Annotated in this window: 20 protein-coding genes; 12 read left to right on the top strand and 8 right to left on the bottom strand. The window is 65.0% G+C overall.

The features are described 5' to 3' along the window. Nucleotides 1–127: 127 nt before the first annotated feature. A complete protein-coding gene (locus FNL56_RS10760) occupies nt 128–1,543 on the bottom strand; it encodes an FAD-binding oxidoreductase (protein ID WP_210245493.1) in 1,416 nt (471 codons plus the stop codon). Between the two features lie 83 nt (nt 1,544–1,626). Here FNL56_RS10760 and FNL56_RS10755 point away from each other — a divergent pair, with 83 nt between their 5' ends. After that, on the top strand, nt 1,627–2,145 hold the full coding sequence (locus FNL56_RS10755) for a thioesterase family protein (RefSeq protein ID WP_246660930.1): 519 nt from the start codon (nt 1,627–1,629) through the stop codon (nt 2,143–2,145). Nucleotides 2,146–2,147: 2 nt separating this feature from the next. On the opposite strand, the gene FNL56_RS10750 is transcribed toward FNL56_RS10755, so the two are convergent. Further along, nucleotides 2,148–2,321, bottom strand: coding sequence for a DUF1328 domain-containing protein (locus FNL56_RS10750; protein ID WP_143572701.1), 174 nt, complete (start codon nt 2,319–2,321; stop codon nt 2,148–2,150). Nucleotides 2,322–2,580: 259 nt separating this feature from the next. Here FNL56_RS10750 and FNL56_RS10745 point away from each other — a divergent pair, with 259 nt between their 5' ends. The 6 genes from FNL56_RS10745 to FNL56_RS10720 all read left to right on the top strand — a co-directional run bounded on the left by FNL56_RS10745 (nt 2,581) and on the right by FNL56_RS10720 (nt 7,786). Then, nucleotides 2,581–5,106, top strand: coding sequence for an ATP-dependent helicase (locus tag FNL56_RS10745; protein WP_143572700.1), 2,526 nt, complete (start codon nt 2,581–2,583; stop codon nt 5,104–5,106). Between the two features lie 4 nt (nt 5,107–5,110). Next, nucleotides 5,111–5,392: a type II toxin-antitoxin system HicB family antitoxin gene (locus FNL56_RS10740; protein ID WP_143572699.1), complete on the top strand. Its 282-nt coding sequence runs from the start codon at nt 5,111–5,113 to the stop codon at nt 5,390–5,392. Nucleotides 5,393–5,464: 72 nt separating this feature from the next. Then, entirely contained in the window at nt 5,465–5,659 is a 195-nt protein-coding gene (locus FNL56_RS10735) for a type II toxin-antitoxin system HicA family toxin (RefSeq protein WP_143572698.1), read from the top strand. A gap of 9 nt (nt 5,660–5,668) precedes the next feature. Then, nucleotides 5,669–5,962 (top strand): type II toxin-antitoxin system HicB family antitoxin, encoded by a 294-nt coding sequence (locus FNL56_RS10730; protein ID WP_143572697.1) that lies wholly within the window; start codon nt 5,669–5,671, stop codon nt 5,960–5,962. A 139-nt stretch (nt 5,963–6,101) separates the two neighbouring features. Continuing rightward, the gene (locus tag FNL56_RS10725; protein WP_143572696.1) at nt 6,102–7,022 is read left to right on the top strand and encodes an ABC transporter ATP-binding protein; all 921 of its coding nucleotides are present in this window, start codon (nt 6,102–6,104) and stop codon (nt 7,020–7,022) included. A gap of 2 nt (nt 7,023–7,024) precedes the next feature. Continuing rightward, nucleotides 7,025–7,786 carry an ABC transporter permease gene (locus tag FNL56_RS10720; protein ID WP_143577811.1) on the top strand — a complete coding sequence of 254 codons (762 nt, stop codon included), beginning with the start codon at nt 7,025–7,027 and terminating at the stop codon, nt 7,784–7,786. A gap of 60 nt (nt 7,787–7,846) precedes the next feature. On the opposite strand, the gene FNL56_RS10715 is transcribed toward FNL56_RS10720, so the two are convergent. Beyond that, nucleotides 7,847–8,185 carry a hypothetical protein gene (locus FNL56_RS10715; RefSeq protein ID WP_143572694.1) on the bottom strand — a complete coding sequence of 113 codons (339 nt, stop codon included), beginning with the start codon at nt 8,183–8,185 and terminating at the stop codon, nt 7,847–7,849. 278 nt (nt 8,186–8,463) lie between these two features. Between FNL56_RS10715 and FNL56_RS10710 the strand changes: the two genes are divergently transcribed. After that, nucleotides 8,464–9,264: a L,D-transpeptidase gene (locus FNL56_RS10710; RefSeq protein WP_143572693.1), complete on the top strand. Its 801-nt coding sequence runs from the start codon at nt 8,464–8,466 to the stop codon at nt 9,262–9,264. 228 nt (nt 9,265–9,492) lie between these two features. Here FNL56_RS10710 and FNL56_RS10705 read toward each other — a convergent pair whose 3' ends face one another. Beyond that, nucleotides 9,493–11,745, bottom strand: coding sequence for a fused MFS/spermidine synthase (locus tag FNL56_RS10705; RefSeq protein ID WP_143572692.1), 2,253 nt, complete (start codon nt 11,743–11,745; stop codon nt 9,493–9,495). Nucleotides 11,746–11,940: 195 nt separating this feature from the next. On the opposite strand from FNL56_RS10705, the gene FNL56_RS10700 reads away from it, so the two are divergent. Both FNL56_RS10700 and FNL56_RS10695 read left to right on the top strand, forming a co-directional pair. Next, nucleotides 11,941–13,572, top strand: coding sequence for a phytoene desaturase family protein (locus FNL56_RS10700; RefSeq protein ID WP_143581985.1), 1,632 nt, complete (start codon nt 11,941–11,943; stop codon nt 13,570–13,572). Nucleotides 13,573–13,880: 308 nt separating this feature from the next. Next, nucleotides 13,881–14,777: a 50S ribosomal protein L11 methyltransferase gene (locus tag FNL56_RS10695; protein WP_143572690.1), complete on the top strand. Its 897-nt coding sequence runs from the start codon at nt 13,881–13,883 to the stop codon at nt 14,775–14,777. A gap of 5 nt (nt 14,778–14,782) precedes the next feature. Here FNL56_RS10695 and FNL56_RS10690 read toward each other — a convergent pair whose 3' ends face one another. Next, a complete protein-coding gene (locus tag FNL56_RS10690) occupies nt 14,783–14,962 on the bottom strand; it encodes a hypothetical protein (protein ID WP_143572689.1) in 180 nt (59 codons plus the stop codon). A gap of 188 nt (nt 14,963–15,150) precedes the next feature. Between FNL56_RS10690 and FNL56_RS10685 the strand changes: the two genes are divergently transcribed. Both FNL56_RS10685 and FNL56_RS10680 read left to right on the top strand, forming a co-directional pair. Then, nucleotides 15,151–16,992 (top strand): aminopeptidase P family protein, encoded by a 1,842-nt coding sequence (locus FNL56_RS10685; protein ID WP_143572688.1) that lies wholly within the window; start codon nt 15,151–15,153, stop codon nt 16,990–16,992. A gap of 71 nt (nt 16,993–17,063) precedes the next feature. Beyond that, complete coding sequence (locus FNL56_RS10680) at nt 17,064–18,284, top strand: multidrug effflux MFS transporter (protein ID WP_143576119.1); 1,221 nt, start codon at nt 17,064–17,066, stop codon at nt 18,282–18,284. Between the two features lie 169 nt (nt 18,285–18,453). Here FNL56_RS10680 and ligA read toward each other — a convergent pair whose 3' ends face one another. The 3 genes from ligA to recN all read right to left on the bottom strand — a co-directional run bounded on the left by ligA (nt 18,454) and on the right by recN (nt 22,729). Continuing rightward, the gene (gene ligA / locus FNL56_RS10675; protein ID WP_143572687.1) at nt 18,454–20,607 is read right to left on the bottom strand and encodes an NAD-dependent DNA ligase LigA; all 2,154 of its coding nucleotides are present in this window, start codon (nt 20,605–20,607) and stop codon (nt 18,454–18,456) included. A 71-nt stretch (nt 20,608–20,678) separates the two neighbouring features. Further along, nucleotides 20,679–20,963: a GIY-YIG nuclease family protein gene (locus FNL56_RS10670; protein ID WP_143576118.1), complete on the bottom strand. Its 285-nt coding sequence runs from the start codon at nt 20,961–20,963 to the stop codon at nt 20,679–20,681. 95 nt (nt 20,964–21,058) lie between these two features. Beyond that, complete coding sequence (gene recN / locus FNL56_RS10665) at nt 21,059–22,729, bottom strand: DNA repair protein RecN (RefSeq protein WP_143572686.1); 1,671 nt, start codon at nt 22,727–22,729, stop codon at nt 21,059–21,061. Nucleotides 22,730–22,738 lie beyond the last annotated feature (9 nt).

Raw genomic sequence — 22,738 nt, 5'->3', positions numbered from 1 at the left:
TTTTGTTGGACGCGATGACGCGCCGGATTTTGGCGGATCACGCTAACGCGCAATCGGCCACACAATCAATTAGAGCGAAGAAAATTTATACAACTTGAAAATGTTTAACGGGAGTTAGCGTTGCGGCTCAAAATTGCGGCAAAATCTTCCCGGGGTTGAAAATGTTGTGCGGATCGAGCGCCTGCTTGATCGCGCGCATCGTCTCGAGCGCCTCAATGCCCAGCTCGGCCTTGAGATATTTCTGCTTACCCTGCCCGATGCCATGCTCGCCGGTGCAGGTGCCGCCCATCGCCTGGGCGCGCTCGACGAGGCGGTGCATGAAGGCTTCAGCGCGCGCGACCTCGTCGGCATCGTTGCGGTCGCAGACCATCGAGCAATGGAAGTTGCCGTCGCCGACGTGGCCGACGATCGGCGCGACGAGGTTCATCCGTGCCAGATCGGCCTCGGTCTCGGCGACGCATTCCGCCAGCCGCGAGATCGGCACGCAGACGTCGGTCGCGGCAACGTCGGAGCCCGGCCGCAGCGCCTTGACCGACCAGTAGGCGTCATGGCGGGCCTGCCAGAGCTTGGTGCGATCCTCGGGACGCGTCGTCCAGGTGAAAGCGCCGCTGCCGCATTCCAGCGCGATTTCGCGGAAATTCTTCGACTGCTCGGCGACCTCGGCCTCGCTGCCGTGGAATTCCAGCAGCAGCAGCGGCGTTTCCGGCAGGGTCAGCTTCGAATAGGCGTTGCAGCACTGCACCTGCGCGACGTTCAGCAACTCGATGCGCGCCACGGGAATGCCGGTCTGGATCGCCAGGATGGTGGCCTGGCAGGCGCCTTCCACGGTGGCGAACGAACAGGCCGCCGCGGCGATGGTCTCTGGAATGCCGCGCAGCTTGATGGTCAGCTCGGAGATGATGCCGAGCGTACCTTCGGCGCCGACGAACAGATGGGTCAGGTCGTAGCCGGTCGAGGATTTTTTCGCCCGCGTGCCGGTCTTGATGATCTCGCCGTCGGCGCGCACCACTTTCAGCGCCAGCACGTTGTCGCGCATGGTGCCGTAGCGCACCGCATTGGTTCCCGACGCCCGGGTCGAGGCCATGCCGCCCAGCGAGGCATCGGCGCCGGGATCGATCGGGAAGAACACGCCCTGGTCGCGCAAATGTTCGTTCAGCGCCTTGCGGGTCACGCCGGGCTGGATCACGCAATCGAGGTCCTCAGTGTGGACCTCGAGTATCTGGTTCATGTCGCGCAGGTCGATGCATATGCCGCCGGCGGGGGCGTTGACCTGGCCTTCCAGCGAAGTGCCGGTGCCGAACGGAATGATCGGGACGCGGTTGGCCGCGCAGATTCGCACGGCATCCTGGATATCGGCCGTGTTCTGCGGCAGCAGCACGGCGTCCGGCGGCTGGTTGGTGAGCCAGGTGGTGGTGTGGCCATGCTGCTCACGCACCGCCTGCGAGGTGATCAGCCGGTTGCCGAACCGGGCCGCCAGTGATTCAAGCACGTTCGCCAGCGCGGTCGGCTCTGGTCGTTTCAGGTTGGTGTTGGATGCAGCCACGTGAAATCCCTCCGGCACGCGGACCGTGGCAAAGGATGTATAACGGGTCAAGGGACGCCAATAGAATTGGGACGGAAATGCCGATGACGCTGACTGCCGATACCACCGACGACTTGCTGCAACAGCCGGTGCCGTTTTTGTCCTCGGTGATGGCCATCGAGCCGCAATGGATCGACTATAATGGCCATCTGAACATGGCCTATTACAACGTGCTGTTCGACCGGGCTATCGATCAGCTCTGGCTCAAGCTCGGGATCGGGCCGGACTATATGAAAGCCCGAAACAACTCGACCTTCACCGCCGAGTGTCACGTCCGCTACGTCCGGGAGCTTCATCTCGGCGATCCCGCGCAGGTCGCGATCTGGCTGGTCGCGGCCGATGACAAGCGCCTGCACACCTTCGAGGAGCTGCGCCACGCCGGCGATGGCTGGCTGTCGGCGACCTCGGAGAACATGACGCTGCATATGGATATGGACGCCCGCAAGGTAGCGCGGTTTCCCGCCGACATCCGCGCCCGCATCCAGTCGCTGGCGGACAGTCATCGCGCGGCAGCCCGACCGGACGGCCTCGGCCGCGCGATCGGGATGCCCGCACGAAACTAGCGTCAGGCGCGGTTGCGGCCGCGGACCAGGCCGACGACGGCCGAGATCAGGAACAGAATGAGGGCGATGAAGAAGATCGCCTTGGCGATTTCGATCGACGCGCCGGCAATACCTCCGAAGCCGAGAACGCCCGCAATCAGGGCAACGATGAGAAACGTAACGACCCAGCCGAACATGGCAAACCCCGGTTTGATGGCGCGGCGGGCGTGCCGCGCTTGATGCCGGGACAAGCCGATCGGGGAACCAAAGTTCCCGGATCTCGGTACCGGCCCGATCAAGGAAGCGAGAGCGAACACCGGCGCCGCACAGCTTCGCGCGACGCCACCCGGGGGATAAGTCTGTCGCCAGAGCCTTGCAGCTCCTATATGCGTCGTATCCTGCTATGACGCCCCCTTTTGAAGCTCCACGGTCGGCCGTGGAGGGAATCCGATTCGCATGACCGAGCCCCGCAAAGCGCCGAGCAACGACCTTCCCGCCTACCAGCCGGCGGCGGGCGGGATCGGTGCGCGAGCGCGCGCCCAGGCCGCGCCGGCGCAATATCTGGTCGGGCTCAATGCGGAGCAGCGCGACGCTGTGGAAACGCTGGAGGGCCCGGTGCTGGTGCTGGCCGGCGCGGGCACCGGCAAGACCAAGGTGCTGACCTCGCGCATCGCGCACATCCTCAGCATGGGCCGCGCCCGCCCATCCGAAATCCTGTCGGTGACCTTCACCAACAAGGCGGCGCGCGAGATGAAGCACCGGCTCAGCGCCATGCTCGGCCAGGCGGTCGAGGGCATGCCCTGGCTCGGCACCTTCCACTCGATCGGCGGCCGCATCCTGCGCACCCACGCCGAACTGGTGCAGCTCACCTCCAATTTCACCGTGCTCGACGTCGACGACCAGATCCGGCTGCTCAAGCAGCTCCTGGCCGCCGACAATATCGACGACAAGCGCTGGCCGGCGCGGATGCTGGCCGGATTGATCGACGGCTGGAAGAACCGCGGCCTGACGCCGTCGCAGGTGCCGTCCGGCGAGGCCGCGGTGTTCGGCAATGGCAAGGGTGGCAAGCTTTATGCCGCCTATCAGGACCGGCTCAAGACGCTGAACGCCGCCGACTTCGGCGACCTCTTGCTGGAATGCATCCGGCTGTTCCGCGAACATCCCGACGTGCTGCGCAGCTACCAGGCGCGGTTCAAGTACATTCTGGTCGACGAATATCAGGACACCAACGTTGCGCAATATCTGTGGCTGCGGCTGCTGTCGCAGACCGCCACGGCCGCGCAGAGCTCAGGCCTCTCCGCCATCTCTCCCCCGCGGGGAGAGGTGGCGAGCGCTGCCTTGGGAGAGGCGACGGAAGTGGCGGCACGCGTCCCGCGCAACATTTGTTGCGTCGGCGACGACGACCAGTCGATCTATGGCTGGCGCGGCGCGGAGGTCGACAATATCCTGCGCTTCGACCACGATTTCCCGGGCGCCAAGATCATCCGGCTGGAGCGCAACTATCGCTCGACCGGCCACATCCTCGCCGCCGCCTCGCATCTGATCGCGCATAATGAAGGCCGGCTCGGCAAGACGCTGCGCACCGAGGATGTCGATGGCGAGAAGGTCACCGTCACCGGCTCGTGGGATTCGGAAGAAGAAGCCCGCGCGATCGGCGAGGAGATCGAGCAGCTGCAGCGCGACGGCAACAAGCTCAACGACATCGCCATACTGGTGCGCGCCTCGTTCCAGATGCGCGAGTTCGAAGACCGCTTCGTCACCCTCGGCCTGCCCTACCGCGTGATCGGCGGCCCGCGCTTCTACGAGCGCGCCGAAATCCGTGATGCGCTCGCCTATCTGCGCGTGATCAACTCGCCGGCCGACGATCTCGCTTTCGAGCGGATCGTCAACACGCCGAAGCGCGGGCTCGGCGACGCCACCGTGCAGATGCTGCACGACGTCGCGCGCCGGCGGAAGATCCCGCTGTCCGAGGCGGCGCGCGCCGTGGTGGATACCGACGAGATGAAGCCGAAGGCGCGCGGGTCCTTGCGCGAGTTGATGCTCGGCTTCGAACGCTGGCGCAGCCGCCGCGACACCGTCAGCCATACCGAGCTTGCCGAGATCGTGCTCGACGAGAGCGGCTATACCGAGATGTGGCAGAAGGACAAATCCGCCGACGCCGCCGGCCGCCTCGAAAATCTCAAGGAGCTGGTGCGCTCGATGGAAGAGTTCGAGAACCTGCAGGGATTTCTCGAACACATCTCGCTGGTGATGGACCGCGACAACGGCGCCGACGACGACGCGGTGTCGATCATGACGCTGCATTCCGCCAAGGGGCTGGAATTCGACAACGTGTTTTTGCCGGGCTGGGAAGAAGGCCTGTTTCCGCACCAGCGCGCGCTCGACGACCAGGGCCGCGCCGGGCTCGAGGAAGAGCGGCGTCTCGCCCATGTCGGCATCACCCGCGCCCGCAAGCGCGCCAAACTGTACTTCGCCACCAACCGCCGCATTCACGGCACCTGGAACACGACGCTGCCGTCACGCTTCCTCGACGAACTGCCGGCCGATCATGTCGAGATCACCGAATCCAAAGGCGGCAACGGCTGGGGCGGCAACAGCGGCTACGGCCCGTCGCGGTTCGACAATGTCGAATCGTTCGGTTCAACCTATTCGACGCCGGGCTGGCAGCGCGCCCAGGCCAACCGCCGCGGCGGCAATAATGCCGGCCAGGCGGGCTCCGGCTATAATGACAGCCAGTCGCCCTTCTCGTCGCCGCGCCAGGACTCGCCGGGCGGTTATTCGAGCCGCAAGCCGATGACCATCGAAGGCGAGCTGATCGCAAAATCCACCGGCACCGAATCGGCGTTCACGCTCAAGGATCGCGTCTTCCACCAGAAGTTCGGCTACGGCGCGGTGATCAAGATCGATGGCAACAAGCTGACGATCGCTTTCGAAAAGGCCGGCGAGAAAAAGGTCGTCGACAGTTTCGTCGAGCGGGTGTGAGTGTATGCCGGTCTATATCGCATTGATCCAAAAAGACGCCGGCGGAATTTTTCGCGTTTCGTTTCCCGACCTTCCCGGCATCGTGACCGCAGGCGATAGCCTCGATGAAGCCATCGAGGAAGCCGAGGAGTCGCTCGAATACGCCGCCGGAGAGTGGACCAATCCGGACGGCTCACACACGCTGCCGACGCCACGTAGCATGGAGCAGTTGCAGGACGACCCGGTCTTCGTCGACGCGGCGGACGGCGGGACGGTCGTTGAGATCGATTACGAGGCGATCGACTAAGCCGGAGTTCGTTTGTCCGTGGGACTGGCAATTACAAGTTTCCGCCCTATAATTTTGGCGGAGACAGACGCTATGTTGAGAGACAGTCGGGATATCATCCCGCGTCTGCAGCGTGACGGTTTCGCACTGGTTAGCGTTAAGGGATCGCACCACAAGTTTAGGCATGCGGCCTCGAGCAGGACAGTGATCGTTCCGCACCCGAAACGGGATATACCGATCGGGACGGCGAGGGCGATTTACACACAGGCCGGATGGCAGCGGGATTAGGAGATAGCGATGACATACTACATCGCCCTTATTCATAAAGATAAGGACAGCTGTTATGGCGTATCCTTTCCCGATATTCCGGGTGTTACCACTGCGGCCGATACCTTCGAAGAAGCCATGGTGGAAGCGGCTGACGTTTTGAGCTTCGCCGCAGAAGACTGGACTAATCCTGACGGCACCACTGAGTTCAGAAAGCCGCGCAGCATCGAAGAACTGCGCCAGGATCCGGACTTCATCGACCTCTCGCAGGACGCGTTTATCGTGATGGTCGATTACTCTCCTCGCGCGCACGCCGCAGAATAGCTGCAAAATCGCCGCTCCTGCGATTGCGCTGCAGCATGGTCGTCCCCATGTACTCAATCCGCGTCCGGCGCGGCCCTCCGCGCCTCGTGGTGCTGGCTTGGCCCGACCGGCTTTCGCTTCAACGCAAGCATAATCCCCCATGCCCCCCATCATATCGATATCCAAACTCACCAAGAGCTATCCCGGCGGCTTCACCGCGCTGAAGGGCATCGACCTCGATATCAACCGCGGCGAGATCTTTGCGTTGCTGGGGCCGAACGGCGCCGGCAAGACGACGCTGATCAGCATCATCTGCGGCATCGCCAATGCCACCTCCGGCAAGGTGGTGATCGATGGTCACGACAATGTCACCGACTTCCGCGCCGCGCGCGAACTGATCGGGCTGGTGCCGCAGGAGCTGCACACCGACGCCTTCGAGACCGTCTGGGCGACAGTGAGCTTCAGCCGCGGCCTGTTCGGCAAGCCGAAGAACCCGGACCACATCGAGAAGGTGCTGAAAGACCTGTCGCTGTGGGACAAGAAGGACAACAAGATCGTCACGCTGTCGGGCGGCATGAAACGCCGGGTGATGATTGCGAAAGCGCTCAGCCACGAGCCGCAGATCCTGTTTCTCGATGAGCCCACCGCCGGCGTCGACGTCGAATTGCGCAAGGGCATGTGGGAAGTGGTGCGGACGCTGCGCGCCGCGGGCGTCACCGTGATCCTCACCACGCACTATATCGAGGAAGCCGAGGAGATGGCCGACCGCATCGGCGTCATCAACCATGGCGAGATCATTCTGGTCGAGCAGAAGGCGGCCTTGATGCAGCAGCTCGGCAAGAAGCGGCTGAAGCTGCATCTGCAGGGCAAGGTTGCGGCGATCCCCGCGGGCCTGGAAGCTTACCATCTCGAGCTCGCCGCCGACGGACATCAATTGATCTATACGTATGACACCAAGAGCGAGCGCACCGGAATCACCAGCCTCCTGGGCGACCTCCGCGAAGCCGGCATCCGTTTTTCCGATCTCGACACCACGCAGAGTTCGCTGGAAGATATTTTCGTCAGCCTGGTGAGGAAATGAGCATGAATTTCCGGGCCGTCAAAGCCATCTACATGTTCGAGATGGCGCGCACCTGGCGCACGGTGCTGCAGAGCATCGTCTCGCCGGTGATCTCGACCTCGCTGTATTTCGTGGTGTTCGGCGCCGCGATCGGCTCGCGCATCACCTCGGTGGAAGGCGTCAGCTACGGCACCTTCATCGTGCCGGGCCTGGTGATGCTGTCGGTTCTGACGCAGAGCATTTCCAACGCCTCGTTCGGAATCTATTTTCCGAAATTCACCGGCACGATCTATGAACTGCTGTCGGCGCCGGTGTCTTATGTCGAGGTCGTGCTGGGCTACGTCGGCGCCGCCGCCACTAAGTCGATCCTGCTCGGCCTGATCATTCTGGCCACCGCCGGGCTGTTCGTGCCGCTGCACATCCTGCATCCATGGTGGATGATCACCTTCCTGGTGCTGACGGCGGTGACGTTCAGCCTGTTCGGCTTCATCATCGGCATCTGGGCCGACGGCTTCGAGAAGCTGCAGGCGATCCCGCTCCTGGTGGTGACGCCGCTGACATTTCTGGGCGGCAGCTTCTATTCGGTGAGCATGTTGCCGTCGGGCTGGCGCACCATCACGCTGCTCAACCCCGTCGTCTACCTGATCAGCGGTTTCCGCTGGAGCTTCTACGAGATCTCCGACGTCAGCGTGGTCTGGAGCGTGACGATCACCCTGCTGTTCCTGGCGATCTGCATGGTCACCGTGTGGTCGATCTTCAAGACCGGCTACAAGCTGAAAAACTGAGCGCATATGCAAAACGGCCCGGACAATGTCCGGGCCGTTTCGTTTCAGGCTTTGGTCAGTTTAGCGATAGCAACGGAAGTGGCCCTTGCGATCCCGATATCCACGGCACTCGCGGCCACGACCGTAGCCGCGGTCGGGAATGCCGAGCACGCCCTTGACGCCGCCGACAGCTGCGCCGACACCGAGGCCGACCGCGCCGCCCACGGCGCCGCCGATCGGGCCAGCCGCGCGGTTACCGTCACGGACGCCCTGATTGGCGCCCTGCTCGGCGCCGCGGAAAACACCCTGCGCCTGCGCGAAATGCGGCATGGCGAGCAGCGCCAGCGCGCCGACCATCACGGCGAGACGCGACTTGGCGGAGAACGAACGCATCGGCAGAACGGCTGTCTTGGTCATCATGTGAGAATGTCCCTGTGGGAGGCGGCGATCCGCCCGTTTGGTCTTGCAGGATGGAAACGTCCGTCAGGGGAACCGGTTCCAATTCCATTCTTGAAAGTGCGTGAATTAAGGCAACCGCGCTTGTCGCCACGGCATATCGCCCGCTTGTCGCCCCGTCGGTGCCCAACCCGGGGATTAACGATGCACGAAAGTGTCACTGGAAACCCGGGATGCCGATAGGCATATTGGGATCGGGACGGCAGGCAATTCAACAGGTTATGGCCCGGAGGCCAAGGTAAATGCGTTCGTTATATGTGGGCTTGATCGGCCTCGCTCTCGTCACCGCCAGCAGCATGGCGCAGGCCAAGATCGCCATCACCGTCGACAAGGACGCCCAGCAATTGACCGTCGTTCAGGACGGCGTCGAGAAATATCGCTGGCCGGTGTCGTCCGGCCTGCCCGCTTACGAGACCCCCAACGGCAGTTTCCAGACCTTCCGCCTGGAGGAAGACCATTACTCCAAGGAATTCGACGAAGCGCCGATGCCGAATTCGGTCTTCTTCACCAAGCGCGGCCATGCCATTCACGGCACCGACTCGGTCAGCCGCCTGGGCACCCCCGCCTCGCACGGCTGCGTGCGGCTGTCGCGTGAGAACGCCGCAACCTTGTTTGCCATGGTCAAGGCCGACGGCGTGCTCAACACCACGGTGACGCTGACCGGTTCATCGACGGTCGCGCTGGCGCGCAACCCGCGTCCGGCCAAACCCGCCGCCGTCGCCCGCCGCCAGGTCGTCCCGGCCGAGCCGACCTATGATGCCGCCGGCAACCCGGTCGAGCTGGTGCCGCAGCCGGCGCCGGGCCGCCGCGTCGTCCGCCAAGCGGCACCGCAGGTCGCCGACGATGGCTACATCTATCCGGCCGACGGCAGCAATTCTGACCAGCGCTACCCCGCGCCGCGCGGCTATCGTCGCATGACCGAGGCCGAGACCCAGCAATATTACGCCAGCCGCGGCTACGCGCAGCCGCAGTACCAGCAGCAACAGTACTACGCGCCGCGCCCCTACCAGCCGCGCGGCCTGTTCGGCGGCTATCAGGACTGAGGCGGATTCGATGCCTCTCTTCCGCGGACGAAGAGAGGCGCGCGGGCAGTTGCCAAACACGTCATGTCGTCCCCGCGAAAGCGGGGACCCATAACCTCCGATTTGATAGTTAACTCTGGGCAGAGCTGCGTTTTCATTTTACCTACAGCGGCTATAGGTACCCGCTTTCGCGGGGACGACAGGTGGTTAGCGAGCGCGCTACTGGCGATAACCGCGAGGGCGTCACGCCTACTCCCCCTCCCGCAACCTCCGCCATACCGCGCCGAGCACGTTGGAATAATCGTCGGTCCATACCCGCTCATGGTCGTCCGGCTCGGTGAGCACCCATTTCGACGACGACGCGAGGCGGCCGATGTCGTCGGCCGCGCGCGCCGAGATCACCACATTGGTCGAGAAGATATAGTCGGCGTCGCGGCCGGAATCCTCGTTGAACACCCAGCTCTTCAGGTCGTTGGCATCCGCGATTCCGACCACCACGCTGGCCAGTTCGAGATGCCGGTTGGAGACGTGCATCACCACCGCGCCACCGGGCGCCAGCTTGGTCTTGTAGATCTCCATCGCCTCTTCGGTCGCCAGATGGATCGGTATGGCGTCCGACGAATAGGCATCGACGATGATCACGTCGTAAATGCCGTCGGGCTCGCGCGCGAAGGTCAGGCGGGCATCGCCGATCACCGGCTTCATGTCGGGATCGCATTTCGAAATATAGGTGAAGTACTTCGGGTCCCGGGCCGTATCGACCATGGTCTGGTCGATCTCGAAATACTTCCAGTCTTCGCCGGGCTGTGCGGCGCAGGCCAGCGAGCCTGATCCCAGCCCGATCACGCCGACGCGGAGCGGGCCGCCCTTGCGCTCGCGCATCGCAGCGATGGCGGTGCCGATGCCGCCGTCCTTGTAATAATACGAGATCGGCTCGGGACGGCCGGTAACCGGCGTGCCGTCGTCGTTGAGGAATTTCTCGGCGCCGTGGATGGTCGTGCCGTGCATCAGCACGTGATATTGCTTGTTGGTGGTCACCACGATCTTGTGCACGCCGAAGAAGCTGCGCACGGTCTCGACGCGGCCGTCGTCGGAGGGATAGGCGCGGATCAGTACCAGCGCCAGCACCACGATCGCCAGCAGCCGGATGCGGTTGATCTTCAGCAGCACCGCCAGCAACATGATGACGATGGCGAGGCCCTTGATGATATTGACGCGGTTGTCGTCCATCCAGGTAAACATCGGACCGCTGGTCCATGCCGGACCGAGCAGGGCAACGGCCACGATCGCCAGCAACGGCCAGTACCAGCCGCCATACCTGGCAAAGCGCTCCCCGCCGGGCGGGCGGCACAGCACCGCAAGCGCGATCAGGATCGGATATTCGGCGATCCAGGAGAAACTGAACGGCGCGATCAGCCCGGCAAACAGCCCGCCGACCATGCCGCCGAACGACAGCGCGACGTAGTAGCCGGTGAGATATTTGGCGTCAGGCCGGGCTTGCGCGAGCTCGCCGTGGCAGGCCATCGCGATGACGAAGAAGCACAGCAGACTGCCGCCGAGCGTCAGCAGCAGGTTCTGCTCGCCGCCGATCGCCAGCAGCACGATCACCACCGCAATCGCCACCGGCTGCGCCACCAGCATCAGCCAGTGCGGCAGCAGCGGCCGCGACTGGAACACCAGCACCCAGGTGAGCAGATAAAGCGACAGCGGCATCACCCACAGCAAGGGCGCCGACGCGATGTCGGTCGAGATGTGCGCGGTGACGGCGATCAACAGGCCCGACGGCACCGCGGCGAGGAAGATCCAGCGCGCCCGCAGCGCCCACGACGGCGCTGGCGCCTCGCTCTCGCCTTCGGCCGGCACCGGCATCACATAGACGGGCGATTTCAACAGCAGCATGCCGCAGCCGGCGATCAGCAGGATCAGCAGGCCGTAGCCGGCGGTCCAGATCAGGTTCTGCGTGCGCAGCGAGAACATCGGCTCCAGCAGCACCGGATAGGTCAGCAGCGCCAGGAAACTGCCGATATTGGAGGAGGCATAGAGGAAATACGGATCATGGCCCTGCGGATGGCCGGTACGCACGAACCACGCCTGCAGCAGCGGGTTGTTGGCGGCGAGCGCGAAGAACGGCAGGCCGATCGATACCGTGAACAGGCCGAGCAGCCAGAACGCATAGCCCGAGGCCGGCGGATCGCCCCAGCTCGACGCGATTGACAGCGGCAGCGTCAGCAAAGCTATGACCAGCAGCACGAGATGGATCACCACCGGGATCACCCGGCTGCGCAGCTGCATCAGATAGTGCGCATAGGCGTAGCCACCGAGCAGCAGCGACTGGAAGAACACCATCGCCACCGACCACACCGCCGGCGAGCCGCCGAGCCGCGGCAGCACCATCTTGGTGAACAGCGGCTGCACCGAGAACAGCAGCAGCGCGCTGGTGAAGATGGCGGCGGTATAGACGATCAGCAGCAGGCGATGGCGGGCAGCGGGCAGCGACGTCATGAAAGCTCCGGCTTGGAGTCGGCGGGCGCCGAGGCTTCGGTATCCGGCAGATCGCGCGCCGGCGCCGGAATGGAGCATAGCTGACCGCGGCGGGCAATGCGGGGCGGTGAGGAACCGAACTCGTGATAGCCTAGTGCGGGACGCTGGCCTCTCTGATAAGACCGCCCGATGAACCTTGGATGAAATGCCAGCGACATGTCTGACGCCTCCGACATCGACGTCCTGATCATCGGCGCCGGCCATAACGGCCTGACCTGTGCGGCCTATCTCGGCATGGCCGGGCTGCGCGTGAAGGTGGTCGAGCGCCGCCATGTCGTCGGCGGCGCTGCGGTGACGCAGGAGTTTCATCCCGGGTTCCGCAATTCGGTCGCGGCCTACACAGTCAGCCTGCTCAATCCCAAAATCATCGCCGATCTCGAATTGCGCAAGCACGGGCTAAGAATCGTCGAACGCAAGGCGCAGAATCTCCTGCCGGCGCCGGACGGCAGCTTCCTGCTGACCGGCGAGGGCCGCACGCGGGCCTCGCTGGAAAAGCTCAGCCCGCGCGACGCCGGAAGGCTCGATGCCTTCACGCTCGAACTGGAGCGGATCGCCGACGTGCTGCGGCAATTCGTGCTGCGCGCGCCACCGAACCTGGTGCAGGGTTTCGGGCTGAACGGTATCTCGGAGGCCATCAACGCGCTCGGCACGGCCAAATTGCTGCGCGCGCTTTCGATGGATCAGCAGCGCCTGCTGCTCGACCTGTTCACGGCGTCGGCCGGCGAGATGCTCGACGACATTTTCGAGAGCGATCTGATCAAGGCGCTGTTCGGTTTCGACGCCATCGTTGGCAACTACGCCAGCCCATATGCCGCCGGCTCCGCTTACGTGATGCTGCACCACGCCTTTGGCGAGGTGAACGGCAAGAAGGGCGTCTGGGGCCACGCCATCGGCGGCATGGGTGCGATCACGCAGGCGATGGCGGCCGCGGCGCGGTCGCATGGCGTTGAGATTGAACTCGACAACGGCGTGCGCGAGGTGCTGGTCGAGGGCGACCGCGTGGTCGGCGTCATCCTCGACAATGGCGAGAGCCTGCGCGCGAAATATGTCGCCTCCAACGTCAATCCGAAGCTGCTGTACACGCAGTTGATGCCGGAAGGCGCGCTGGCAAAACCGTTCCGCGATCGCATCGGCAAGTGGCGCAACGGCTCCGGCACCTTTCGCATGAACGTGGCACTCGCCGCCCTGCCCTCCTTCACCGCTTTGCCCGGCACCGGCGACCATCTCACCGCTGGCATCATCCTGGCGCCGAGCCTCGGCTACATGGACCGCGCCTGGCTGGACGCGAAGCAGCACGGCTGGAGCCGCCAGCCGGTGGTCGAGATGCTGATCCCGTCCACGCTCGACCGCACGCTATGCCCGCCCGGCCAGCATGTCGCCAGCCTGTTCTGCCAGCACGTCGCGCCGGTACTGCCGGACGGCGCGTCGTGGGATACGCATCGCGACGAGGTCGCCGACCTGATGATCGCCACCGTGGACAATTACGCGCCGGGCTTTGCGCAGAGCGTGCTCGGCCGCCAGATCCTGACGCCGCTGGATCTGGAACGCGATTTCGGCCTGCTCGGCGGCGACATCTTCCACGGCGCGCTCAGCCTCAACCAGCTGTTCTCGGCACGCCCGATGCTCGGCTTCGCCGATTACCGCGGGCCGCTGCGCGGCCTGTACCATTGCGGCTCCGGCGCCCACCCCGGCGGCGGCGTCACCGGCGCCCCCGGCCACAACGCCGCGAAAGCCATCCTGCGCGATCACCGCGCGCTGTTCGACCGGGGATTGCCGGGCTGCTGCTGAAATTTTGCTGTCATTCCGGGATGCAGCGGACGGCGTAGCCGGCCGATGCATCCCGGAATCCCGACATGTTCATCGTCCCATCTCGAGGTTCCGGGCTCGCTCGCGCTGGTGCGCTCGCGCCCCGGAATGACAGCTGTGGGCCACCTTGTGGAAAAGCCGGTGGACAACCGGTGCGCAACGCTGTGCAGGACCGGTGCAAAATCCCTGCACAAGCCGGTGCATAAGCATGGCATAAGCCGGGTAGAGATCTGTGCCCACGCCCTGGATGGCGTGTGGATGAACACCCTTCAACGACCGCCCGGACTGACATGACCGCCATCATCACCCCCGCCACCACCCGCGCCACCTTTGCGATCGGCACCGAGGCCGCCGCAAAGCGGGTCGTCGATCTGCTCAATGAGAGCTTTGACGACGGCCAGGCGGCCATCGCCGCGTTCGAGCGGCCGGACGGGCGCTGGGATATCAGCGTGCATTTCGCCGAGCCGCCGCACGAGGACGCGATCCGCGATCTCGTGGCACTGGCCGCCGACGCCGACGTCGCGCGCTCCATTCTGTTCGACACGGTCGATGCCAAGGACTGGGTGGCCGAGAGCCTGCAGGGGCTGGCGCCGGTCTATGCCGGGCGCTTCATCGTTCACGGCCAGCACGACCGCGACCGCGTGCCGCCGAACAAGCTCGGCATCGAGATAGAGGCGGCGCTGGCGTTCGGCACCGGGCATCACGGGACCACCCGCGGCTGCCTGCTGTTTCTAGATCACGTGCTGCGCTCGGCGACGCCGAAACGGGTGCTGGATCTCGGCTCCGGCACCGGCGTGCTGGCGATTGCCGCCGCCAAGGCGCTGAAGCGCCGGGTGCTGGCGACCGACATCGATCCGGTGTCGGCGCTGGTGGCGCGCGAGAACGCGCGGTTGAACGGCGTCGGTAATCTCGTGGAATCGGTCTGCGCCACCGGCTTCGCCTCGCCCGCTTTCGGCGAACGCGCACCGTTCGATCTGGTGCTGGCGAACATTCTGGCCAACCCGCTGCGGCAGATGGCGACGCAGATGGCCGCGCATCTGGCGCCGCGGGCGCATATCATCCTATCCGGCCTGCTGCCGCACCAGGCGATGAGCGTGATCGCCGCCTACCGCGCGCGCGACATCGTGCTGCTGCGGCACCAGCAGATCGAGGGCTGGAGCAGCCTCTTGATGCGGCGCGCGGGATAGCTGCGTTACTTCGGAAGCGGCTTGTCGGTATGGTCTGCGCTGTCGATGCGCTCGGCGCGCTGGATGCGCGCTTCGACGAATCGCCCGAGCACCTGAACGATGACGCCGCGCTGTTTGGTTTCGATCGGTGGCAGAGGACCGCGCCGGACCGGCGGGGCAATTTTCTCGAACGTAAAAGCAGGCATGTGTATCCCCTCTTCGTTGAGTTGAAACACTCTCGTTGGAGCATTGTCACACCGACAACGGACGCTGCGGTGCAAATGTTCCATGCGACGACTTGTGCTTGAAATAATGCAAGCACGATCTATGCCAGACTGGCGCAACCCTGCCCTTCGATTGCCGCCACGATTGTGCCCACTTAAGGTAACGCATCATGTTCGAGGCCGTTTTCCAGACCTTTGAAGAGCCCGAAAGCGGCGTCGCGCTGACCGCGCGGCTGGCGGCGTTTCGCGAGGAACTGCTGCGCGCCGGGCTGACCGGATTCGTGATTCCCCGCGCGGACCAGCAGCAGAACGAATATGTACCGCCGTCCGAGGAGCGCTTGGCCTGGCTCACCGGCTTCACCGGCTCGGCCGGTCTGGCGATCGCGCTGGCGCACGAGGCCGCGGTGTTCGTCGACGGCCGCTACACGCTGCAGGCCGCCAAACAGATCGACCTGCGGGCCTGGCGTGTCGAGCCGCTGATCGAACCGCCCCCGGAACAATGGCTCGGCGAGCATCTGAAGGCCGGCGACCGCCTTGGTTTTGATCCGTGGCTGCACACTTCTGCGGCAGCCGAACGGCTGGCCGCGGCCTGCGCCAAAGCCGGCGCCGAACTGGTCGCCGTCGACCACAACCCGCTCGATGCGGTGTGGGGCGAACGCCCGTCGCCGCCGCTCGGCGCCGTATCGGTGCATGCGCTGGAATTTGCCGGCGAGTCGGAGGCCGACAAGCTGGTCCGGATCCGCGCCGAGATCGCCAGACTCAAGGTCGATGCGCTGGTGCTGTCGGATTCACATGCGGTGGCCTGGACCTTCAACATTCGCGGCGCCGATGTCTCCCACACGCCGCTGCCGCTGTCCTACGCGCTGGTGCCGAAGGACGGCCGGCCGACGATCTTCATCGATCACCGCAAGCTCTCCAATAGCGCACGCGCGCATCTCGAGGCCTGCGCCGAGGTGCAGGAGCCCGACGCGCTTGCCGCCGCCTTGACGGAACTCGCGGCGGCCGGCGCATCGATCGCGCTCGACAATGCCACCGCGGCGGACGCGCTGAGCCGGCTGATCACCGCGAGCGGCGGCAGGCCGGTGCGCGGCAATGATCCGGTGGCGCTGCTCAAGGCCGTCAAGAACGCGGTGGAGATCAAGGGCACGCAGACCGCGCACCGCCGCGACGCCGTGGCGCTGGCGCGCTTCCTCGCCTGGATCGACCGCGAGGCGCCGAAGGGCGGATTGTTCGAGATCGATACCGTCGAGGCGCTGGAGACCTTCCGCCGCGACACCGGCGCTCTGAAGGACGTCTCGTTCCCGACCATCGCCGGCACCGGGCCGAACGGCGCCATCGTGCATTACCGCGTCACCCGCAAGACCAACCGCCGCATCGCGCCTGGCGACCTGCTGCTGATCGATTCCGGCGCGCAATACGAAGACGGCACCACCGACGTCACCCGCACCATCGCGATCGGCGAGCCGACCGAGGAGATGCGCGATCGTTTCACCCGCGTGCTGCGCGGTCATATCGCGATTGCCCGCGCGGCGTTTCCCGATGGCACCTCCGGCGCGCAACTCGATACGCTGGCGCGCCAGTTCCTGTGGCATGCCGGGCTCGACTTCGCGCACGGCACCGGCCACGGCGTCGGCAGCTATTTGTCGGTCCATGAAGGCCCGGCGCGGATTTCGAAAGTCGGCACCACGCCCTTGAAGCGCGGCATGATCCTCTCGAACGAGCCCGGCTACTACAAGGCAGACGGCTTCGGCATCCGCATCGAAAATCTGGAGCTCGTGGTGGCGGCCGATATCGACGGCGCCGAGCAGCCGATGAACCAGTTCGAAACGCTGACACTGGCGCCGATCGATCGCCGGCTGATCAATGCCGGCCGCATCAGCCTGCGTGAGCTGAAGTGGATCAACGACTATCACGCCCGCGTTCGCCGCGAGGTGATGCCGTTGCTCGACGACGAGCCGACGCGGGTCTGGCTGCACGCCGCCACCGAACCGCTGGATCAGCCACAAAAATAAGAAAGCTCGATGTGAACGGCACGACGCCCGCGACGACGACCGACCCCATCGACCCTTCGACATCCCGCGTGATGCTGCTGTTGCTGGTGGCGATGACCGGCATCGCGCCGATCTCGCTCTACATGCTGGTGCCGGCGCTACCGGTGCTGGCGCGCACCTTCGGCAGCGACATCTCCATCGCGCAGATGACGGTGTCGCTGTTCATGGTCGGGCTGGCGTTCTCGCAGCTGATCATGGGGCCGCTGTCGGACCGTTTCGGGAGGCGGCCGGTGCTGCTTGCCGGGCTCTGCCTGATGGTGATCGCCGGCATCGGCGGCGTATTCGCCGAGACGCTGCCGCAGCTGATCGCCGCACGCTTTTTCCAGGCGCTCGGCGGCGCCACCGGCATGGTGATGAGCCGCGCCATCATCCGCGACCTCTATCCGCGCCACCGCGTCGGCGCGATGATCAGCCTGGTCATCGCGGTGATGATGATCGCCCAGATGCTGAGCCCGCTGGCCGGCGGCCTGCTGGAGATCGGCTTCGGCTGGCGCTCGATCTTCTATGTGATCACCGCGGTGTCGATCGTCATCACGCTTGCCATCGCCGTGGCGCTGCCGGAGACCCGTCGCTTCAGCGAGCGCGTCGCCGGCGGCGGCTTCGTCGCCGACCTCAAGGTGCTGGGCAACAGCCGCAGCTTCGTCGGCTATCTCCTGTGCTACGTCATCGCCTCCTGGATCATCTTCACCTTCGCCGGCGGCGGCCCCTATGTGGTGGTCAACCAGATGGGCCGCAGCGGCGCCGAATACGGCGCGTGGTTCGTCACCTCGGGCTTCGCCTATCTGGTCGGCAATTTGTTCTGCGTGCGACTGGCGCCGCGCCGCTCGATCGAGCAGCTGATCTGGTTCGGCCTCGCTTTGCAGCTCGTCGGCGCGCTGCTCAACGTCGTCTGGGGTCTCACCGGTCTGAACCAGCAGCCGGCCTGGCTGTTTCTCACGCATATGATCGTGATGTTCGGCAATGCCTTCGTGATGTCGAACGCCGCCGCCGGCGCGCTCAGCATCCGGCCGCAGGCCGCCGGCTCGGCGTCAGGCATGATGGGCTTCCTGCAGATGGGGCTGGGCGCGCTGTGCTCGCAGTTCGGCGCCTGGCTCGGCGGCCATTTCCAGACCGCGATCCCGCTCAACATCTCGCTCGTCGTGCTGTCGCTCGGCTGCGCCGCGTCGATGTTCTTCCTGATCCCGCGCAACGGAAAGGTCGCGACGGCAGCGATGATAGAGAAGGCGGAGGGCGAAGAGACGGGGCTGTTGTAGCAACGCGGTGTCTTCCTTCTCCCCTTGTGGGAGAAGGTGGCACGGCCGCAGGCCGTGACGGATGAGGGGTTACCAGGCTCGGAGCTTGCGGCGACCCCTCACCCGTCTCGAACCGCTTCGCGGTTCGATCCTTCCCTCTCCCACAAGGGGAGAGGGAAGGAAGCAAACATTATCCCTCGATCAGCTTCAGCCACTCGTCTTCGGTCAGCACCGTAACACCCAGCTCCGTCGCCTTCTTCAGCTTCGAGCCGGCATCTTCGCCGGCGACTACATAATCCGTCTTCTTCGACACCGAGCCGGCGACCTTGGCGCCGAGCCGTTCGGCGCGGGCCTTGGCCTCGTCGCGGGTGAATTTGGTCAGCGATCCCGTGAACACGACGATCTTGCCGGCGATCGCTGTGTCGCTCTTCGCCTGCTCGACATCTAGCACCTCGATTTCGTCGAGCAGTTCGCCGAGCGCCTTGACATTGCGCGTCTCGGCGAAGAACTCGACCACCGCGTCCGCGACGATCTCGCCGACGCCGCCGATATTGTTGAGGTCCTGCCAGGCCTCCGAATTGTTGCCCTCGGCGGTCTGCCCGGCCGCGGCGGCCAGCATCGCGTCGCGGAACGCGGCAAAACTGCCGTAATGCTTCGCCAGCAGCTTCGCGTTGCCCTCGCCGATGTGGCGGATGCCGAGCGCGAAGATCAACCGATTGAGCTCGATCTTGCGCCTGTTGTCGATAGCGGAAAACAGATTGCGTACCGAGACTTCACCAAAGCCTTCGCGGTCGATGATCTTCTTCGAGGAACGCTCATCGCGCTTCTGCAGCGTGAAGATGTCGACCGGATGCATGATCAGGCCGTCGTCATAGAATTCCTGGATCTGCTTGTCGCCGAGCCCGTCGATGTCGAAAGCCAGCCGCGAGACGAAATGCTTCAGCCGTTCGACCGCCTGCGCCGGACAGATCAGCGCGCCGGTGCAGCGCGTGACGACCTCGCCGTTCTCTCGGATGGCGTGGCTGCCGCAGGCCGGACAGGTCTTGGGAAATTCATAAGGCTTCGACTCTGTCGGCCGCATCGTTAGCACCACGCTGACCACCTGCGGGATCACGTCGCCGGCGCGCTGGATCACGACCGTGTCGCCCTCGCGGATGTCGATGCCGTCGTGCACCGGCTGGCCGTCATTGCCGACGCCCTTGATGTAGTCCTCATTGTGCAGCGTGGCGTTCTGCACCACGACGCCGCCGACCGTCACCGCCTGCAGCCGCGCCACCGGCGTCAGCGCGCCGGTGCGGCCGACCTGGATGTCGATCTTGTCGAGGATGGTGGTCGCCTGCTCCGCCGCGAATTTATGCGCGATGGCCCAGCGCGGCGCGCGGCCGGCAAAGCCCAGTCGCGCCTGCCAGTCGATACGGTCCACCTTGTAGACCACGCCGTCGATGTCATAGGGCAGCGACGCGCGCTGCTCGCCGATCCGGCGATAGAACGCCAGTGCGTCCTCGACGCTGGCGCATTGCGTGATCTCCGGATTGACGGTGAAGCCGGCCTGCTTCAGCCAGTCAAGCATGCCCCACTGCGTCGGCTCGTCGATGGGATAGTCCGACATCTCGCCCCAGGCATAGGCGAAGAATTTCAGCGGCCGGGAGGCGGTGACCGAGACGTCTTTCTGCCGCAGCGAGCCGGCGGCGGAATTTCTGGGATTAGCGAACGGGTCTTCACCCGCCTCGACCTGGCGCGCGTTCAGCGCGAGAAAATCGCTCTTCAGCATGTAGACCTCGCCGCGCAATTCGCAGGCGGCGGGATGATTCTTGCCATGCAACTTGTTCGGAACGTCGTCGATGGTGCGGACGTTGGCGGTGACGTCTTCGCCCGTGAACCCGTCGCCACGGGTGGCGGCGCGCACCAGTTCGCCGTGCTCATAGCGCAGCGACAGCGACAGCCCGTCGATCTTCGGCTCGGCGACGATGGCAGGCACCTCGTCGAGCTTGAGGAAGCGCTGGATGCGCGCGACGAATTCGGCGACCTCCTCGTCGCTGAACGCATTGCCGAGCGACAGCATCGGCACCGCATGCTGCAACTTGGCAAAGGCGCGCGAGGGAGCGGCTCCCACCGTCTGCGTCGGCGAGGCGCCGCTGACCAGATCGGGAAATTTCTGCTCGATCGCCTCGACGCGGCGGCGCAGCGTATCGTAGTCGGCATCCGATATTTTCGGCGCGTCGTTCTGATAGTAGGCGACGTTATGTCCCTCCATCTCGAGCGACAGCCGCATCAACTCGACCTTGGCTTTGGCCTTGGTGAGGGTGGCGAGGTCGGGGGAATTCTTCGCTGCTGTCTTGGCCATTCTCACACTCGTCATTCCGGGGCGCGTGCGCATTTTGCGCGCGCGAACCCGGAATCCCATCATGATTGCTCTTACACGATCGAGGCATACAAATCATGCCACTCGGGATTGCCGGCCTCGATCAGCGCGACCTTCCACGCGCGTCGCCACTTCTTGAGTTCCTTCTCACGGGTGATCGCAGTCAGCGGATCGTCGTAGATCTCGAACCAGACCAGCGAGTCGACATTGTATCGCGAAGTGAAGCTTTTGACCGCATGCGTCCGGTGCTCATAGACGCGGCGAACGAGATCGTTGGTGACGCCGATGTACAGCACACCGTTCTTCTTAGATGCCAGCATGTAGACGTAATACGGCATGACGGCAGAGTGTTCGGCGGAACGGCGCAAAACACAACGGGATTCCGGGTTCGCTCGCGCTGGCGCGCTCGCGCCCCGGAATGACGGTTTTTGGCTTAAGCCGCGCCCTTGAGCAGCCGGTCGGCGGCGGCTCTGGCTTCCGCCGTGATCTCTGCCCCCGCCAGCATGCGGGCGATTTCCTCGCGGCGGGGGTCGGCGGCCAGCGTGTTGACGCTGGTGGCGACGCGCTTGCCCTTGTCCAGCGCGTCCTTGGAAATCAGCAGATGCTGGTCGGCACGCGCCGCGACCTGCGGCGCATGCGTCACCGCCATCACCTGGACCTTGCCGGCCAAGCGCGCCAGCCGCGCGCCGATGGCGTCGGCCACCGCACCGCCGACGCCGGTGTCGATCTCGTCGAACACGAGCGTGGGTGCGGAGCCCTTGTCGGACAGCACCACTTTCAGCGCCAGCAGGAAGCGCGACAGCTCGCCGCCGGAGGCGACCTTCATCATTGGGCCGGCACGTGTGCCGGGGTTGGTCTGCACCCAGAACTCGACGCGGTCGATACCCTGCGGCCCCGGGTTCTTCGCGTCCGTCTCGACCTGGGTCATGAATTTGGCGCGCTCCAGCTTGAGCGGCGCCAATTCGGCGCTGACCGCCTTGTTGAGCTTCTCGGCCGCCTTGGTGCGAGATGCCGACAGCTTGGCGGCCGCGGCGCTGTACTTGCCATCGGCAGTGGCAGCGGCGGTCTCCAGCCCCTGCAACTGCCCGGCGCCGGCATCGATGGTCGCGACGTCCGCTATGAACTTTGCGGCCAGCGCGGCCAGGCCATCCACCGGCGTCGAATATTTGCGCGCCGCGGCGCGCAGCGCGAACAGCCGCTCCTCGATGCGCTCCAGCTCGGAGGGATCGAAGTCGGCGGCGATCAGGGCTGCGGTGAGGTGCTGGTCGGCCTCCTCCAGCGCGTTGATGGCGACGTCGATCGCCTTCACGGCGGGCTCGACCAGAGCGGGCGACGATCCGGCGCGGCGCTCCAGCCGGCGTACCGCGGCGGCCAGCGTCGATATCGGCGAATGGTGGCCGGAGACGGCGTCCTGCGCCTCGCGCAGGTCGGCGGCGATCTTCTCGCCCTGCATCATGCCGGTGCGACGATCCGCAAGCTGGGTCTCCTCGCCGTCCTTGGGCTTCAGCTTCTTCAGCTCGTCCGCGGCATGGCGCAGATAGTCGGCGTCGCGGGCAGCGCGCTCCATGTTGGCGCGGTGCGCCTCCAGCGTTGCGTAGGCGGCCTTGCGGGCCTCCCAGAGCGATTCGAGAGAAAGCACGTCCTTGTCCAGGCCGGCGAAGGCATCGAGCAGCCGGCGGTGCGTGGCGGCGTCGACCAAAGCGCGCTCGTCGTGCTGGCCGTGGATCTCGACCAAGGCTGCGCCGACCGATTTCAGCGTCTGCACCGAGGCGGACTGGTCGTTGATGAAGGCGCGGGTACGGCCGTCGGCAAGCTGCACGCGGCGCAGGATCATCTCGCCGGTGTCTTCAAAGCCGTTGGCGGCGAGAATCGCCAGCGCGGGGTGGCCCTTCGCGAGGTCGAACACCGCCGTGACCTGGCCCTGTTCGACGCCGTGGCGGACGAGCCCGGCATCGCCGCGGCCACCCAGCGCCAGCGCGAAAGCATCGAGAAGAATGGATTTACCTGCGCCGGTCTCGCCGGTCAGCACCGCCAAACCGCGGGCAAACTCGATATCGAGCCGTTCGATCAGGACGATGTCACGGATCGAAAGACGGGCCAGCATGGGGGTCTA

Origin of the sequence: Tardiphaga sp. vice304, assembly GCF_007018905.1 — a bacterium.
Taxonomy (GTDB): domain Bacteria; phylum Pseudomonadota; class Alphaproteobacteria; order Rhizobiales; family Xanthobacteraceae; genus Tardiphaga.
The sequence above is the reverse complement of the archived record's forward strand: the minus strand, read 5'-3'. Positions and strand labels throughout refer to the sequence as shown.